Consider the following 16,796-nt stretch of genomic DNA (forward strand, 5'->3'; position numbering starts at 1 on the left):
TTTGTCCAGGCGCCTTACCACAGCCTAACCCATTGATTTATTTAGCTTTTACCAATCAACCAGAATCAATCTTCCAGATGTGCTGCGGCCCCGATCAAGGCTTGATAGCCGGCATTTAGGGCGTAGACGGGCACAGTCTCCATCCAGCGCTCCACCCTGCCCTTGCTGAGGAAACGTTGCTCGAACTGACTCTCAGGCAGCAACTCAGCGATGCGTGGCAGTATACCACCGCCGAGGAATACGCCGCCGCGGGCCCCCAGATAAAGGGCCGCATCACCCGCCGCACTGCCGAGAAAGTTGAGGAAGTCCAGCAGGGTTTCCCGACACAGGGGGTCCGAGCCCTCCAGGCCGCGCGCACTGATGTCCGGCGGCGTCAGCTCTTCTGCCTTGCGGCCATGCAGATCACAAACAGCGCGATAGAGATGAACCAGGCCACTGCCGGACAGCACCCACTCATTGAACACTGGCTGCTGCTGTTTCATAAGCTGCTGCAGCAATTGCAGCTCGCGCTCCGTCGACACCCCCAGATTCGCGTGGCCACCTTCACCAGCCAACACGTGATAGTGACCGTTATCAACGCCCAATCCGGCCACCCCCAGACCGGTACCGGGGCCCAGTACCACCATGGCGGCGCCGGGCACCCGCGGCTTGTCACGCAGTACCCGGTAGTCTTCCCCTGTCAGCCGAGGCAGGGACAGTGCCAGAGCGGCGAAGTCATTGATCAGCTCCAAGCGCGGGAAACCGAACTCCTCTTGCAGGGACTCAGTGGTAATGGTCCAACCCAGGTTGGTCATATAGACACGGCTGCCCTGCCCATCCTGCTCCAGCGGCCCGGCCGCGGCGATACATACCTGCTGCGGGTGTGGCTGTTCCAGCCCATCCAGCCAGTGGCGCAGCGCCGCGTTGAAGCCGTCAAAGCGCCTGCAGTCAACCACACTCAGTGATTCCAGCTGATAACCGCCAGCTACGGGCTTGGCAATAGCAAAGCGGGCATTGGTGCCGCCGATATCCGCTACGATGCTTGTCATCTTTATCCTTAATCCCTACCGCAGAAAAAAATGGCGGTATAAGGTACGGCGTCGCGCAAAATAAAACCAGTCCCATGGCGGTCATAGCCCCTTCCCCGAAACGGCACGGTCTTACCGCAATGCGCTCCGGGGGGACAGACACAAAAAAAAGCCGGCACTGTGGCCGGCTGAACAGAGGGGGTACCCGGTTACCACCAGGTGGCATAAAGCGCTGCCAGCACTAGAGAAACCCCCAGTGCGGCCAAATTGAAACTCTGACTGGTGGAAAAGTCGATTTCACGCAGAGCCAGGGCACCACCTGCAGTAGTTGTTGCCGCCTGGGCTCGCCCCTGGAGCAGGGACACGCCCACCGCCAGAGCAGTACAGACCAGGAATACCAGCCCCACCCGGTCGATAAACGGCAGCGCTGGCCACCACAGTTTCAGCGCCAGTGACAATAGCGCCGAGGCGATAGCGGCTACCAATGCCGAATTTGCCGTGGCGCGGGGCCAGAAGACGCCGAGCACAAAGAGCACTACGATTCCCGGGGTAAAGAAGCCGGTGAACTCCTGGATATACTGGAACGCCTGCTCAAATTGACCGAGCAACGGCTGAGCACAGAGCATAGCCAGCAGCAGGGAGGTCATGCTCGCGGCCCGACCCACAGTCACATAGTGGCACTCGCTCTGACCCGGCTTGTAACGGGAGTAAATATCCATCGTAAAGATGGTGGCAATGCTGTTGGTCATCGACGCCAGGGATGAGACGATGGCCGCAACCAGGGCAGCGAACACCAGTCCTTTGAAGCCCACTGGCATCAGGTTCATCAGCTCCGGATAAGCCTGATCCGGGCGCGACAGATCGGGGAGCAGCACCGCTGCGGCAATACCGGGCAGAACAACGATAATCGGCATGAGCAACTTCAGATAAGCGGCGAAGGCAATGCCCTTTTGGCCCTCCTCCACACTCTTGGCCGCCAGGGCGCGTTGCACGATGTACTGATTGAACCCCCAGTAGCTGAAGTTCATCACCCACATACCACCGACCAATACCGACAGCCCCGGCAGACTCGCATAGTGGGGGTTGTCCTTCGACAAAATCATGTCGAACTTTTCCGGTGCCTGACGTGTCAACTCGATAAAGCCGGCAACGGGTCCACGCCCTCCGGCAATCAGATCCAGCGCCAGCCAAGACAGCAACAGGCCGCCAAACACCAGCAGTACCACTTGGATAATATCTGTCAGCGCCACCGCCTTGAGGCCGCCATAGAGGGAGTAGGCAGCGGAAAACAAACCGAGGAATAGCAGGCCGAACAGCAACTCGACACCAGCTATTGCATTAATGGCCAAAGCACCTAACCACAACACCGCTGTCAGGTTTACGAAGGTATAAACCCCCAGCCAGAAGATAGCCAGTACTACCTTTACCCGATGATCATAACGCTGTTCGAGAAACTGCGGCATGGTGTAGATTTTCTTGCGCACGAATACCGGCAGAAAATATTTTCCGACCAGAATAAGCGTGATCGCCGCCATCCACTCATAGGACGCAATTGCCAGTCCTATCGCGTAGCCGGAACCAGACATGCCGATAATCTGTTCGGCGGAGATATTAGCCGCAATCAACGATGCACCCACCGCCCACCAGGGTAAGCCTTTGCCCGCCAGAAAATAATCCTGGGTATTTTTCTGGTGGCCGGACTTTTCCCTGGAGACCAGGTAGCCAATAGTAACCAGGGCGGCTACATAGACGGCGAAAATTACGATATCTATTGGTGCTAACTGCATTTCTCTCACCATATTTTTTATTTTCTGGTTGGCTTTGGTTCATTGCCTCAGCCATATTGTGATGCGACAAATTATTGGAAATACATTCCTACAACCTGTCTCTGTCGCGAGCGACAGAAGGGCAAATCGAGCTTAGGGAACCTCTGATTAATTCGAGTGGATACTACGGTGGGTTCCGGGGCGCTCAGGCAACAGGATGGATATTTCGAAAACGCAACAAGTACTTCCCTGTAGCTCCGACGGATACACCCCTGTATCCGACGGTTTCGAAATATCCGTCCTATCACCTGAGCTTCACATCCGCCCCGAAGCGCCTCCGCCACCAGAAAGTGACTTAATCAGAGGTTCCTTTAATAGTTTTTTAGATTTTCACGATACGGAACCAGTTGATATTCCAGCCACCCTGTGCCGCATAAATGCCCAGCTGATATGTTCCCGCCGGCAATTCCACTTGATGCTGTATCGTGGTCCAATTCTGCCAACCGCCAGTTGCGGGAATATCTAATGCACCTAAAACGGTCTGGCCTGCATCCTTGTCCAGTGAAAGCCGGCCACCACCGGAGTAACTGGCGACACGATATTCAATGCGGTAAGTACCAGCTTCAGGGATCTCTACTCCCGCATAGGCCAACCAATCGCCTGTGTCTATCCAGCCTACATTCAGGCCGCCGCCGGTATCCGAGGTAGATTCGGTCTGGACCCCGGACATTGCGGTGTAATCCTCTGCCTGAATCGTCAGATCAAATTCGGTCGGGGATTCAGCTGGCGGTTCCTGGCTAGATGAACCGTTAACCGACATCTGCCCCGCAGGCACTTCAAAGCTGGTGCCATCCGAGAAGGTCACAGTGCGGGCGCTGCTGCCGAAGTTATAGGCCAGATAAGTTTTCTGACCGCTATTATCGAATACTAGTGCTGCCGGGTAATCGGCACTTAACACACCATCACCACTGGCCAGATGGCCGAGCGCCTTGTAGGTATGAATCCAATGGTAAGTGTGCGCTTTGGTTTCACCGGCTTCGGGCGTGTAGTTAAAGTTCACCGTGTTGAAATCAGCAACGGCAGCAGTGCCGTCTGTCATAGCCCAGATATTCCACCAGACATCCCGCCAGTGCCCCTCGGGCAGGCCGGATGGCTTGCCATTGCTTGATTCACCGCTCATACCGAGGGCCACATAGTCCGCCAGGTAATCCGGATGCTGGCCGATATGCAGCACCAGCGGGCTCAGCGGCAGGCCCTGAATACCGAGGATGTGTGCATAGGCACCACTAAACCAAGTGGCAAATACATGACCATTGCCCCAGATAATCGAGGTGGTCATCTTGTCGTAATCGGGCAGGAAGTTATCGTAGTCGCCGCCGAGACCGCGGTAACGATCAATATTGTTCCAGTACTCCCAGTACGCCGCTGTGGAGGATGCGTGTAAATACATACCCCGCTCCACCAACTCATCATTGCCGGTAATCAGACCATACAGCACTATCGCACCGTAGGCGTTGGCCGCCTCCGAAGTGGATTCATTGTTGTTACCGAGGGCAAAGTTGGCGTGACCAGAAGCCCACGAGAATCCGTTAGCCGGATCGAAATTGCGCAGATAGGGGAACATCGGGTCGTCGCGTCCGCCCGCATAGTCGCGGATCAGCAGCTCCACCATTGGGCCCCAGGCCGAGGGCGCGCACCAGTCCGGATCTACACGGCAGATCTCCGCCGCCGCGCGCACAAAATAACCGTAGTGGAAGTGGTGGTCATTGAGTTGCTGCTGAGCGCCGAAGGATTCATCGAAGCCAAGTAACGTATTCCAGTTTTCGTCATAAACGAAATACTTGTTGATATCCAATCCGCCGCTGGTGTTCGCACGGAACCAATCCTCCAGCTCGCCTTTGAGCCAGTTAATTAACTGATCCGCCTCGGTCGTCATGCCGTGACTGCGCGCAATAGCGGCGAGCTCAGCCACTTTCCCGTAGTTCTTACCGGACCAGTAGGTATCTGTATTGAGATTCCAGTTACCGGCGTCGATAAACTCTTGCACCAGCTGACGCAGCTGGTTTTCATCGTAGTCACCGATACCCTCGGGGAAATAAGGCAGAACGCCGACAAAGGGCAGCTGGTAACTGAACTGGCTGGTAGCCGCAAACTGCACCACACCGCGGGCGCTGCGGGCATTGTAGCCAGACAATGGCTGAGCGGAATTCTTCCACTGCAGTGGCATCAGGCCGGCCAGCGTGGTTACCGGGGTCCCCTGATAGCGATAGGAATGGGAAATTGTTACCGAGTTATCGCTGCGGTCGACGGAGTAATCGATAAACACCTCATCTACCGGCTGCTGCGCGTACTGGGCAAAAGTCTGAATGGTGGCACTGCTTGAGTCCGGCAGCCAGGCCACGGTAATGGTGTCGCTGCCCACCACTGAGATCTCAGAGCTGCTGGAATTATCGAACTGAGTATCGCCATCCCCCACGATCAGGAAGTGGTTGCGTATTTCCGCCACATCTGTCCACACACCCAGGCTGTTGCCGTCGCTGTAGAAGGTGCCCTTCTCCGCGCCATCTGCGGCCTTGGTACGCAGCACCAGCTGCCCCTGCAGTGCGGTGAAATATACATAGGGTGAACCGTAGACAAAGGTCGCCTCCATCACCGGGGTCGAACCGCTGCGCCACTGTACGGTGGCGGAGCCATCGCTGTAATCCTTCAGGTAGGCGTCCATATCGTCGTACGCGGAGTTGCCCACCGCTATCCCATCGAACACCTCATTAAAAGGGTCGGGGATTTGGTAGGTACTCTCAATCCCGTTAGAGAGCGTTTTGATACCCGCGGGAATTGATAACAGGCGCGCACCGCGATTGCTAATACGTGCAGTGATCGGATCCGGAGTGATATATGCCGCATCCCCACTATCGCCGATGGTCATCTCACCGAGGAAGGACACCGATCCCCACCAGCGGTGGGTCATAGTCGGCTTTTCGCTGGCTGGCGCCACAAGTTGCGGGTAGCGCGGAGTCGGAGTACCAATGGGATCACAGGAGCTGACACCGGGTTCTACCACTCCCGCGTTGTGAATCCAGTACCCATAGTCAACCACGCAACTGTAGCCCGCCGGGTTGATGGTGTCGCTGATATTGCCAGCCCCGTAGCTAGTAAAGGCCGCTTCGGCCAGAGGCGCCGCCGCAAGGCCGGAAAGCGTCGCCCCCAACCAGAAAGACTTGCTGAGAAGTTTCATCCTTTTGCACTCTCTAGTGTTATGGGTTGCTGTTAGGTACCGTTCGATACCTGATAGCTGGGCACAAGATCCTCCCACGGTGAAGGAACGACCGTCGCCCCACTTTATTCCCACCGGCAAACTGGGGCTTGCCCCCTGTCCCACCTTGGCAGAGGCAAAGCGGGAAGAACCGCTACCGATGCGAATTCGGGTATACTCTCGCCAAAAACGCCCATAAAAACCTCGGTGCGATGATGAAAGAGTACATTTTCAACGTTCACGACGTAGTTCTGTTGATGACTGCGGCGGAATGTGTATTGCTGGCGATTTTTCAGCAGGTGTTACCCATCCGCGAACGTAACTACGGGCTATTACTGACCGCATTCCTGCTTATCGTTGCCACCGCATCCGCCTGCACACTACTTCTTTGGAACGACCAGATAGAAGTGGCACCGCTATTTGGACGATCCCTGCTCCCTTACTTCCTTCTTACTGCAATAATGTTGAAAGGGCCGGCCATCTACCTTTACGTCTCCGCTCTAACACAGCAGCACCTGCGCCTGCACCGGCACCATGCCCTGCACCTGATTCCTGCGATGGCAGTGGCTCTATGGGTATTCGTATTTGATCTGAGCAGTGACGACCTGCGCCGACTCACCGAAAACCACCCGGATTTCCCCAAGTTGGCGGTAGATCTCGTATGGGACCTATCCACCGCTGTACCACTCGCCTACGCGGCTGCTGCGGTACTGCTGCTACGCCGCTACCGGGGCCAGCTAGAGGACGAATATTCACACTTTTCGACTACCGAGCTGCACTGGCTGAATATTCTCACCTATGGCGTTCTAGTCAGTTGGAGTTGGACCCTGCTGGTGCACATACTGGCCAAGTACACATCAGTTGAAACCGCCGATCAGCTGGGTATTGCCGATAATTATGTGACCTTTATCCTGATCAACGCTTTTTTCGCTTACAGTCTTAGCTACGCTCATCAATTGTTGGCTACGCAACCACAACAAAGCCGTGAGCCGAATGAGGAAAAACCATCGGACAGCGCTATAACCAAAGTGCGTCAAGCGATGGAAGTAGAAAAACTCTATCTGAAAAAGAACCTTAACCTGGAACAGTTCTCCAATTCTGTCGAACTGTCAGCAAAAGAAGTGTCGAATGTAATTAACAAGCATTTTGGCACTAATTTCTTCGAATTCATCAATTCTTATCGAATAGAAGAGGCCAAGGCACTATTAGCAAACCCTGACAAAAAGGATATGACTGTTCTGGATGTGTTAATGGAATCTGGCTTCAACAGCAAATCGGCGTTTCACCGTTTTTTCAGCCGCTTGGTTGGCATGTCACCAACGGAGTACCGCAAACAGGCACTCAATAAAAACAAAGCTGTCTCTACATAAGTACGAGAAAAAGTGAGTTACATCTATCACCAGTCGGATTTTATCTCCCGCTCTGCAGCTGTGAACAAAACCAAATGCCACCCCACTGCCTGATCGCACCTAGACCAACTACTGCACTCAAGCAAACTAAATCAGTCACTCCCAACAATAAAAAGCGAGAACATCCGTATTTTCTGTTTTTTTCAGAAAAAATATTACATTATCCTCAACACGCATAGACCAAACATTGCCATTTGAAAACCGGCAGGCCTACGTATCTTATCGCTCTCCGCAGCCGCTCGATAACCTTCAATAAATACACGAGCCCCCTCTATTGATTTTGATTATCACAAAAAAACAATCAATAGGGTCCGCGATCCTCAAGCCCCAGATACCAGAAACCACCATACCTTCGCCTTCTACAGACTCAGGAAGCCTCTTAATCAAAATATATTGAAACGCCAAAATCACCATGATATTGTCAACAATTAACTGTTACCAAACTATCAGCACCCGTTTGTTATAAAACAAAAGAAAACTTTGAAGGGTAGAAAATGAAATACCGGATCTCACGTCGTGACGCATTAAAGCTAGCCGCCGGAATGGCTGCAGGCGTTGTTGGCTGCACATCAACAACTAATAACACTCAGCGCAATCAGACCAACAACCTTACAAAAAAGTTTAGCGACAGCTGGGATCAAACCCATGACCGGATCTGGGTAGGCGGTGAGTACTGGGCAAACCCAATGGAAGACTGGCGCGTTGTCGATGGTGGCGTTGAATGCGTGAGTACCGGGGGCAATCGAAGCATTCATTCCTTAACGCATCAATTAGTCGCACACAAACCCTTTGTTATCAGCGTAAATATAAAAAGGTTGCAAACAAGCTCAAAAGATGGCGGCGCCGGTATTCGAGTCGGTGTAAAAAGCGATATTAATGAATACCGCAGCAACTGTTTTGTTCAGCAAGGCCTCGATGCCGGGATAATCAACAATCAACTGTCGCTAGGCGACAAAAAAACAAACCTGTCTCAACAAGTTAATGCGCAGAATGTAAGTTTAGTGTTGCGCGGCGAGCCACGAGATGGCGTATTTGCTTTAACTCTCGATGCCTATTTATCAGAAAATGGACAACATATTGGCCAGTTAAGTGACCTTTTCTCCGTTGACAAAGTGCTTGGGAATACCTGTATTGTCAGCAACTTTAGCCTGCCATCAGACAATCCTGATGATTTTATGGTTTCCAACAATGGCTCCGCTAAAACCGATGGTACGCGCTATCGCTTTTCTCAGTGGATGATAGAAGGAGATGCGTTTAACGATGTCCCCGAGCAAAAATTTGGCCCCATATTATGGGCAATGTATACCTTAACCAATAGCCGGTCTGATGAAGGTTATATTATGAAGCTCAGCGCACTGACGGGGCCGCTGGGTAAAAAAGATAACCAACACGTTGAATTACAGATTAAACAATCAGGCAAATGGGTTTCCCTGGCGACTGCTCAACTTGATCCCGACGCATGGACAGCCACATTCCGCATTGCCAACTGGAATGAAAAAGTAGCTACGCCTTACAGGCTGGTATACCGTGAAAAACGCCGTGATGGCAGTGAAGTTCCGGATATATTCACCGGCACCATTCAGGCCCAACCCGTTGGTAGAAAATTGAGAATGGCGGCACTAACCTGTCAAAATGACTATGCCTTCCCATACGAGCCAGTAGCCAACAATGTAACAAAGTTAAAGCCGGATCTGATTTTATTTTCAGGCGATCAAATCTATGAGAATCACGGCGGCTTTGGAGTTATTCGTTTCCCCGCAGAACCCGCTATATTGAACTATTTAAGGAAATTTTATCAATTTGGCTGGGCCTTTAGAGAGCCGATGCGCCATGCGCCCACCATTTGCCTACCTGATGACCACGATGTATTGCAAGGCAACCTGTGGGGTGAAGGTGGCGCAAAAATGTCTGATGAAGCTAAAAAGCTGGGGCGCAGCGATATGTTGGGTGGCTATATTGAACCAATACGTGTGCTCAATGTGATTCACAAGACTAACACTGCCCACCTTCCCGATCCTGTTGACCCGACGCCATCAGACAGAGGGCTGAATGTCTATTATACGGAAATGGTCTATGGGAATATCAGCTTCGCCATATTGGCAGACCGCCAATGGAAAAGCGGCCCAGATCGCTTAAATATAGTGGTAGGAGAAACCGGTCAAGATGAAGATCCCTTGTATATCAACCCGGATTTTGATCGGGAGGATTTACAACTACTTGGCAAACGCCAGGAAGCGTTTTTAGAACAATGGGGCAACGACTGGCGCGATCACACTTTAAAAGCGGTTATCAGCCAAACCGTATTTGCAGGAATTTCCACTCACCAACCCCTGCCCGACCGCTACCTCAAATATGACTTTGACAGCAGCGGCTGGCCGGCTACAGCACGCAACCGGGCAATAAAAATAATGCGTCAATCCAAAGCATTACATATTTGCGGTGACACCCACCTGGCCACACTCTCTCAATACGGCGTAGATAAACAACGGGATAGCAACTGGGCATTCTGCACCCCCGCTATCGCCGCTGGCTGGCCAAGGTGGTGGCGTCCTGACGACTTACCCCTGCCTCACACTAACCGCCCTTCCCACGGCTTATCACAAACTGGTGAATACCTGGATAGCTTTGGCAACAAAATATACGTTTACGCAGCGGGCAATCCGGAAGTAGAAAAATCCGCAAACCGCTATATTCGAGCGCATGAAAAAGGTTCTGGGTTCGGATTTATCACTTTTGATACCGAAGATAGAACCTATACAATGGAGGCATTCCGCTTTCTGGTTGATGCAACGGATAACAATCCAAACAACCAATTTCCAGGCTGGCCACTGACGATCCATCAGGATGAAAATATCGGAATCAATAAAGTAACTTAATTAAAAGCGGCCTCCATCTATAAGACTCAGCACTCCAGTAGTCAGCTGGAGTGCAAAACCGCCCCCCTTTTATAAAACTGATTTTTCGCAAAACGGCTGCCGGAAAGGGCTTTTAAGGAACCTCTGATTAAGTCACTTTCTGGTGGCAGAGGCGCTTCGGGGCGGATGTGAAGCTCAGGTGGTAGGACGGATATTTCGAAACCGACGGATACAGGGATGTATCCGTCGGAGCTACAGGGAAGTACTCGTGCGTTTTCGAAATATCCGTCCTACTGCCTGAGCGCCCCGGAAGCTACCATAGTGTTCACGCGAATTAATCAGAGATTCCTTAAGTCACCCCAGGTTTTTCGGAAGCCCGTTAAACTTCTGGCTTAGAAGTTGCCTGAACGGCACGTATTTCTCGCGCTACCGCCTCTGGTGCACCCAGAACCAGAAATACCGCACCCGCGGAACAGGCGGCCATAGTCAACGCAATAGGTAGCAAAGCATGTCCACTTACCGATGACGAGAAACTACTGATCAAACCGGCAATGACAAACTGCGTCGCACCGAGCAGTGCCGCGGCAGTCCCCCCGAGATGAGGGAAAAACTCCAATGCATTGGCCATATTGTTCGGAACAATGGCACCCTGAAACCCTACACAACAGATAATACACACTGCTACAAGCCAATAAGGGGCCTCAAAGAAGGCCGCCATCACCAGCGCCAAGACCATCACGCCCTGCAAAACGATAACGGCTCGAAGGATAACCACGGAATCAAAAGAACGCAGTAACTTGCGATTCAATAGATTCATGCCTGCCATAGCGGCAATATTGGCCGCGAACAAGCCGGAGAACATACTCTTGGAAAGACCAAACCACTCTTGGTAAATGAACGAGGAGTGGGTAATAAAAACCAGCATAATCGAAAAGCATAGAGCCTGGATGCCAATAAACCTCATGGTCACCAAGTGGCGGAGCACCATCGCGTAGTTGGTCACCAAGGTGACCATAGGCGTAACGACAGGCTTGCGGGGCGGTAAACGGCGGAAAAGCCCGAAGTGGAGTACCACCATAAGTACGACAGCATAACCCGACAGCACCAGAAAAATGGCCGGCCAGTCTTTCCACTCCAGCAGGATAGCCCCCAGGGTTGGAGCGAGCGCCGGGACAACAAACATAATCAGCCCTATCAAGCCGAAAAGGCGTGCTGATTCGGCCCCACCAGTCTGGTCGCGAACCACCGCGGGCACGGACACAGCGCAGAAGGCTCCGCCAATGCCTTGCAAAATCCGCCAGTGCAGCATTTCCTGCAAAGTACCTGCCTGAGCAACTAACCAGGCCCCCAAGGCAAAGACTGCCAGCCCTAGCATAAGGATTTTCTGCCGCCCATACCGATCCGAGAGAGGGCCCCCGATCAATTGCGCCAGTCCCATGGTTCCCACATAGGCACCCAACGTAAGGCCCACAGCACCGTGGGCTACACCGAGCTCATCAGCAATTTCGGGAAATGCGGGCAGATAAGCATCCAGGGCGAGCGGACCGAGAGCAACAGTCATCCCCAATAGGAATGCAAGCTGAATACGGGGCAATACTTGTACCTCCTTAAATTACATCAAATTGAGGTTGGGCAAACCGGCCTGAGACCCCAATAGGCTTTAGGAACCTCTGATGTATTCAATTGAGTGCTGCAGTTGGTTCCGGGGCGCTCAGGCAAATTACTCGCGAAAAGAACAAAACCCTACCTGTGTGGTCTGCACCAGCAGGCCCTGCGCACTTGAATAGGAAGAATGCATCAGCAAAGATAAGCCTGAAACCAATGTGTCCAGATACTAATGGTTGGTTGCCTATGAATTAAAATGCCGTATACACACTCTGCCTGCTGAAAAACAGGAAGATAGGGCGCTGTAGTAGCGGTCACGTCTAAGTGGTTTGACGTCAGTGAGTAGTTTTTAACAGTTTACAACCCTAGAGAGCATTATGGCGAGCAAAGCGAGAATCAGCAAACTCCAGCTGGCAGAGCAGTTCCGGGCCTTCATTGACCCCCGATTCGTTATTACCGACGAGGAAACCCTGAAGCCCTACGAATGTGACGGCATGGCCACCTACTGCGAAATGCCCATGCTGGTCGTGCTGCCGGACACTGTGGCGCAAGTGCAGCAGGTGATGCGTATCTGTAACCAGTACGGCATTCCCGTGGTGGCCCGAGGCGCGGGGACCGGACTCAGCGCCGGTGCCATGCCCCACCGTGACGGCGTAGTGCTCTCCCTGGCCCGCTTCAGCCGCATTCTCGATATAGACCCCCTGGCGCGTACAGCGCGATTACAGCCGGGGGTCCGCAACCTCGCTATCAGCGAGGAAGCGGCCAAATACGGACTCTACTACGGCCCAGACCCCTCATCCCAGATTGCCTGCAGTATTGGCGGGAATGTGGCTGAGAACGCCGGCGGTGTGCATTGCCTGAAGTACGGGCTGACCGTGCACAACATTATCAGCGTGGAAATGGTGACCGCCGAAGGGGAGCTGGTAACCATCGGCAGTGACGGCCTGGACAGCTGCGGGATGGACCTACTGGCGCTATTAACCGGCTCCGAAGGGCTTCTGGGCGTGGTGACTGAAGTCAAAGTGAAGCTGCTGCCAGTGCCAGAAGTAGCTCGGGTTGTGATGGCCGGTTTCGACAGTATTCAGAAAGCGGCAGATGCGGTCGGTGGCATCATCGCCAACGGCATTATCCCCGCGGGCCTGGAAATGATGGACAGCCACGCAATTGTGGCGGCCGACGATTTTATCGGGGGTGGCTATCCGCGCGAGGCAAAAGCGCTGCTGCTATGCGAAGTGGACGGCACCGAGGAAGAGGTAGATGAACATATCGCCCAGACAGAAGCCCTCTTCCACGAGCTTGGCGCCACCTCTGTGCGCACATCACGTACCGAAGAGGAGCGGGCTCTGCTGTGGAAAGGGCGCAAGAGTGCCTTTCCGGCGGTGGGAAAAATTTCTCCGGATTACTATTGCATGGACGGCACCATTCCCCGCCGCCATTTGGCCCATGTCCTGACCGAAATCGAAAAATTATCCGGGCAATTCGGGCTGCGAGTGGCCAACGTATTCCACGCCGGCGACGGCAACCTGCACCCACTGATCCTGTTCGACGCCAACGCGCCCGGCGAATTGGAGCGCACCGAGGCCTTTGGTGCCAGTATTCTCAGACTCTGTGTCGAGGCCGGAGGCTGTATCACCGGCGAGCACGGCGTCGGCGTGGAGAAAATCCGACAAATGGTAGTGCAATTCACCGATGAAGAATTGCGGCAATTCCACGATGTGAAAACCGCGTTCGATCCAGTGGGAATTCTCAACCCCGGTAAGAACGTGCCCGCACTGAAATTCTGCCAGGAATACCGCGCACTGGCCCCCACTCAGCACACACAAACGGATGCCCCCCATGGCTGATATATTTCCACAACTTCAGGAGCAGGTACTCCAGGCCCGGGAAGACGGGAGAAAGCTCAATATTATCGGCGGTGGCACCAAGGCCTTTATGGGGCGCCCGGTCGATCCGAACACAGACATCCTCAACCTGGCAGAACACACCGGCGTGGTTGAATATCATCCGGTGGAGCTGGTACTAACGGTACGCGCCGGCACCCCGCTGCGCGAAATTGAAGCAACACTGGCAGAACAAGGCCAGGCTCTGCACTTTGAACCGCCAAGACTGGGAGAGAACGCCACCATCGGCGGCACACTGGCCTGCAACCTGTCCGGCCCGGCGCGCCCCTGGGCCGGCTCCATTCGCGATCAGGTACTGGGTATCCGGCTGCTAAATGGCAAGGGTGAACACCTGCGCTTTGGCGGCCAGGTGATGAAAAATGTGGCCGGTTACGATGTTTCCCGCCTGCAGGCCGGGGCTATGGGAACGCTGGGCGTCATCACTGAAATCAGCCTCAAAGTCATGCCGCAACCCGCCGCCACCCTCACGTTAGTGCAAGACATGGCGCCGGGCGAAGTCATACAGTATATGAACAGCCGCGCTGCGGAACCCAAACCCATTACAGGCGCCTGTTGGGTAGACGGCAAAGTCTATCTGCGCCTGTCCGGCGCCCGTTCCGCGGTAGAAGCAACCGCCGAGAAGTGGTCCGGGAAAATATTGGAGCAAGGCGAACAGTTCTGGCAACAGATCCGGGATCTGCAGCACGGTTTCTTCACCGCCACAAATGTCCCCCTGTGGCGCTTCTCCATCAGCTCCACCGCCCTACAGCCCAAACTAGAGGGCGAGTGGCTGATCGACTGGGCGGGCGCCCAACGCTGGTACCGGGGCGAAGGCAAGATGGTGGAGATGGAAGCGCTGGCCGCTGCCGCAGGTGGGCAGGTCAGCCTCTTTCGCGGCGGCGACCGCAGTGGCGAAGTCATGCACCGCCAACCCGAGGCCCTGAAAACCATTCAGCAACGCATTAAGAATGCCTTCGATCCGGACCACCTTTTCAATCCCGGACGCCTATACAGCTGGCTGTAAGAGCAGAAACACCATGCAAACAAATCTGGTTCAACAATTTGCCAAAACACAGGAAGGTCAGGAAGCGGAAGCCATTCTGCGCGCCTGTGTACACTGCGGTTTCTGCACCGCGACCTGCCCTACCTATCAGGAACTGCACGACGAGCGCGACGGCCCCCGGGGACGGATCTACCTGATGAAAATGTTCCTGGAAGGAGCGGAAATTACAGAAAAAACCCGCGAACACCTGGACCGCTGTCTGACATGCCGCAGCTGTGAAACCACCTGTCCCTCCGGGGTTCAGTACGGCCGCCTGGTGGATATCAGCCGCGGCCTGATAGAAAAACAGCTGCCCCGCAAGCCGATAGACCGCTGGTTGCGCTGGGGCCTGGCCCGGGTGCTGCCCAGGCGCCGACTGTTTGGATCACTGCTGCGCATCGGGCAGCTATTCCGGCCGCTGCTCCCTAACAGCCTGCGCCGCAAAGTGCCCCCCAAAAAACAAGCCAGCCCCTGGCCCAAAGTCAGCCATCAACGCAAAGTTCTGGCCCTGGCCGGATGTGTTCAACCTTCGGCTACACCCAATACCAACGCCGCCGCCGCGCGGGTATTAGACAAACTCGGCATCACCATGGTGGAGGCGCCACAAGCCGGCTGCTGTGGAGCCGTCAATTACCACCTGTCGGAACACGAGCAGGCGCTGGCGTATATGCGCCGGAACATCGACGCCTGGTGGCCCGCCATCGAAGCCGGTGCAGAGGCCATTATCATGACCGCTTCCGGTTGCGGCGCCATGGTTCAAGATTATGGACACCTGCTAAAAGACGATCCCGCTTACGCCGAGCGGGCCAAAAAAGTCAGCGAGCTCTGCACTGATCTGGGCGCTTTCCTACTCCAGCAGGACCTGGAAAAACTCCACCTAAAACAAAACCCAGGCAAAGTGGCCTTTCACTGTCCCTGTACACTCCAACACGCCATGCAACAAAGCGGTGTAGTGGAACAAGTCCTGACTCGCGCAGGCATCGACCTTGCAGAAACCCGGGACAAACACCTGTGCTGTGGCTCGGCCGGGACCTATTCCGTGCTACAGCCAAAACTGAGCCAACGACTGCTGGAGAAAAAACTGGACGCGCTGATGGTGGGTCAACCAGACCGTATCGTCACTGCCAATATCGGCTGCCAGATGCACCTGGAATCCCAGGCAGAGGTGCCGGTTCAGCATTGGATTGAGTTATTGGATACGCACAAATAGCCAACATAATCGCTTTTGGATTCAAGTAATCATAAAATCACTCCCTAATTAGAGAATTCATCTATGTAGCAAATTTGGTTAAGCTGAAAATTTTCACTGAGCTCGGAGACCACAAAGTCGTCATGCCCGATGAAATGGAGTACAAACAGAAGGTAATTACGATCTTGAAAACTAAATAAATATGGATGGAATGGAATTCCAAACTTCCGGCCAGAGCCATCCAAAAACAGTCTATCTCTAAAACCAAAAGATAAGCTTTCCCTGGCAATACTTAGCGTGATCAGATTTTCAACATCTTTCCTTTTTATATATTTATTTATAATCAGACCCTCACCCTCAGCTTCCCGACCGGCCTGCTCATAGAACTTTGCAACAAACTCCTCTTCTCCGTCATTATTTATGTCTACAAACTGGAATAGCTTAGCAAATACATATTCCCGTCCTTTCACGCCAATAGACAACACATCCTGAGACGTCCATGAATTTAGGGTGAAGTTAAAATCCACATTGATTCCAATTTTTTCCTCATAATGTTTTCCCTGATTTCTTTTATCAATCTCTTCTGTAAACCTTAATATCCTCTCCTTTGCATAAGCACAGACATCAACCGATGGCGCGACCGTATTGGCTGATGCATTGAAGGACAACATGAGGCCCCAAAGAAGTAATGACTTGGAAATACTACTCATATATACCACTCCTAAATCTTGCGTAATCTTCTCTTTAAGAACTCCAACTACGACTTCGTTCGACTAATTATCTGGATGCC

The 16,796-nt window shown here is 53.4% G+C and carries 10 protein-coding genes; 5 read left to right on the forward strand and 5 right to left on the reverse strand.

Going from position 1 to position 16,796, the window contains the following annotated elements:
* Positions 1–65 precede the first annotated feature (65 nt).
* The 3 genes from glk to A3224_RS13695 all read right to left on the reverse strand — a co-directional run bounded on the left by glk (position 66) and on the right by A3224_RS13695 (position 6,008).
* Positions 66–1,028, reverse strand: a complete 963-nt coding sequence (gene glk / locus A3224_RS13685; protein ID WP_067155750.1) for a glucokinase — start codon at positions 1,026–1,028, stop codon at positions 66–68.
* Positions 1,029–1,216: 188 nt separating this feature from the next.
* The gene (locus A3224_RS13690) at positions 1,217–2,794 is read right to left on the reverse strand and encodes a sodium:solute symporter family transporter (protein ID WP_067158059.1); all 1,578 of its coding nucleotides are present in this window, start codon (positions 2,792–2,794) and stop codon (positions 1,217–1,219) included.
* Between the two features lie 361 nt (positions 2,795–3,155).
* Positions 3,156–6,008, reverse strand: a complete 2,853-nt coding sequence (locus tag A3224_RS13695; RefSeq protein ID WP_067155753.1) for a glycosyl hydrolase — start codon at positions 6,006–6,008, stop codon at positions 3,156–3,158.
* Positions 6,009–6,241: 233 nt separating this feature from the next.
* On the opposite strand from A3224_RS13695, the gene A3224_RS13700 reads away from it, so the two are divergent.
* Together A3224_RS13700 and A3224_RS13705 are read left to right on the forward strand one after the other, a co-directional pair.
* Positions 6,242–7,396 (forward strand): helix-turn-helix domain-containing protein, encoded by a 1,155-nt coding sequence (locus tag A3224_RS13700; protein WP_067158061.1) that lies wholly within the window; start codon positions 6,242–6,244, stop codon positions 7,394–7,396.
* A gap of 533 nt (positions 7,397–7,929) precedes the next feature.
* On the forward strand, positions 7,930–10,311 hold the full coding sequence (locus A3224_RS13705; RefSeq protein ID WP_067155756.1) for an alkaline phosphatase D family protein: 2,382 nt from the start codon (positions 7,930–7,932) through the stop codon (positions 10,309–10,311).
* A 358-nt stretch (positions 10,312–10,669) separates the two neighbouring features.
* On the opposite strand, the gene A3224_RS13710 is transcribed toward A3224_RS13705, so the two are convergent.
* Positions 10,670–11,884: a multidrug effflux MFS transporter gene (locus tag A3224_RS13710; RefSeq protein ID WP_082817545.1), complete on the reverse strand. Its 1,215-nt coding sequence runs from the start codon at positions 11,882–11,884 to the stop codon at positions 10,670–10,672.
* Positions 11,885–12,272: 388 nt separating this feature from the next.
* Here A3224_RS13710 and A3224_RS13715 point away from each other — a divergent pair, with 388 nt between their 5' ends.
* From A3224_RS13715 to glcF, 3 genes are read left to right on the forward strand one after another with little or no spacing between them, the layout of a single operon-like run.
* A complete protein-coding gene (locus A3224_RS13715; RefSeq protein WP_067155759.1) occupies positions 12,273–13,739 on the forward strand; it encodes an FAD-linked oxidase C-terminal domain-containing protein in 1,467 nt (488 codons plus the stop codon).
* Complete coding sequence (gene glcE, locus A3224_RS13720) at positions 13,732–14,799, forward strand: glycolate oxidase subunit GlcE (RefSeq protein WP_067155762.1); 1,068 nt, start codon at positions 13,732–13,734, stop codon at positions 14,797–14,799. The genes A3224_RS13715 and glcE overlap by 8 nt, the downstream gene beginning before the upstream one ends.
* Before the next feature lie 13 nt (positions 14,800–14,812).
* Complete coding sequence (glcF, locus tag A3224_RS13725; protein WP_067155765.1) at positions 14,813–16,027, forward strand: glycolate oxidase subunit GlcF; 1,215 nt, start codon at positions 14,813–14,815, stop codon at positions 16,025–16,027.
* A gap of 44 nt (positions 16,028–16,071) precedes the next feature.
* On the opposite strand, the gene A3224_RS13730 is transcribed toward glcF, so the two are convergent.
* Positions 16,072–16,716 (reverse strand): hypothetical protein, encoded by a 645-nt coding sequence (locus A3224_RS13730; protein ID WP_067155768.1) that lies wholly within the window; start codon positions 16,714–16,716, stop codon positions 16,072–16,074.
* Positions 16,717–16,796 lie beyond the last annotated feature (80 nt).

This window comes from Microbulbifer thermotolerans (genome assembly GCF_001617625.1).
Taxonomy (GTDB): Bacteria; Pseudomonadota; Gammaproteobacteria; order Pseudomonadales; family Cellvibrionaceae; genus Microbulbifer; species Microbulbifer thermotolerans.

What these genes read in the sequence shown, in the direction of transcription:
- glk (WP_067155750.1), bottom strand. Translation starts at nt 1,028, where the DNA reads ATGACAAGCATCGTAGCGGATATCGGCGGCACCAATGCCCGCTTTGCT.
- A3224_RS13695 (WP_067155753.1), bottom strand. Translation starts at nt 6,008, where the DNA reads ATGAAACTTCTCAGCAAGTCTTTCTGGTTGGGGGCGACGCTTTCCGGC.
- glcE (WP_067155762.1), top strand. Translation starts at nt 13,732, where the DNA reads ATGGCTGATATATTTCCACAACTTCAGGAGCAGGTACTCCAGGCCCGG.
- glcF (WP_067155765.1), top strand. Translation starts at nt 14,813, where the DNA reads ATGCAAACAAATCTGGTTCAACAATTTGCCAAAACACAGGAAGGTCAG.
- A3224_RS13730 (WP_067155768.1), bottom strand. Translation starts at nt 16,716, where the DNA reads ATGAGTAGTATTTCCAAGTCATTACTTCTTTGGGGCCTCATGTTGTCC.
- A3224_RS13715 (WP_067155759.1), top strand. Translation starts at nt 12,273, where the DNA reads ATGGCGAGCAAAGCGAGAATCAGCAAACTCCAGCTGGCAGAGCAGTTC.
- A3224_RS13705 (WP_067155756.1), top strand. Translation starts at nt 7,930, where the DNA reads ATGAAATACCGGATCTCACGTCGTGACGCATTAAAGCTAGCCGCCGGA.
- A3224_RS13690 (WP_067158059.1), bottom strand. Translation starts at nt 2,794, where the DNA reads ATGCAGTTAGCACCAATAGATATCGTAATTTTCGCCGTCTATGTAGCC.
- A3224_RS13700 (WP_067158061.1), top strand. Translation starts at nt 6,242, where the DNA reads ATGAAAGAGTACATTTTCAACGTTCACGACGTAGTTCTGTTGATGACT.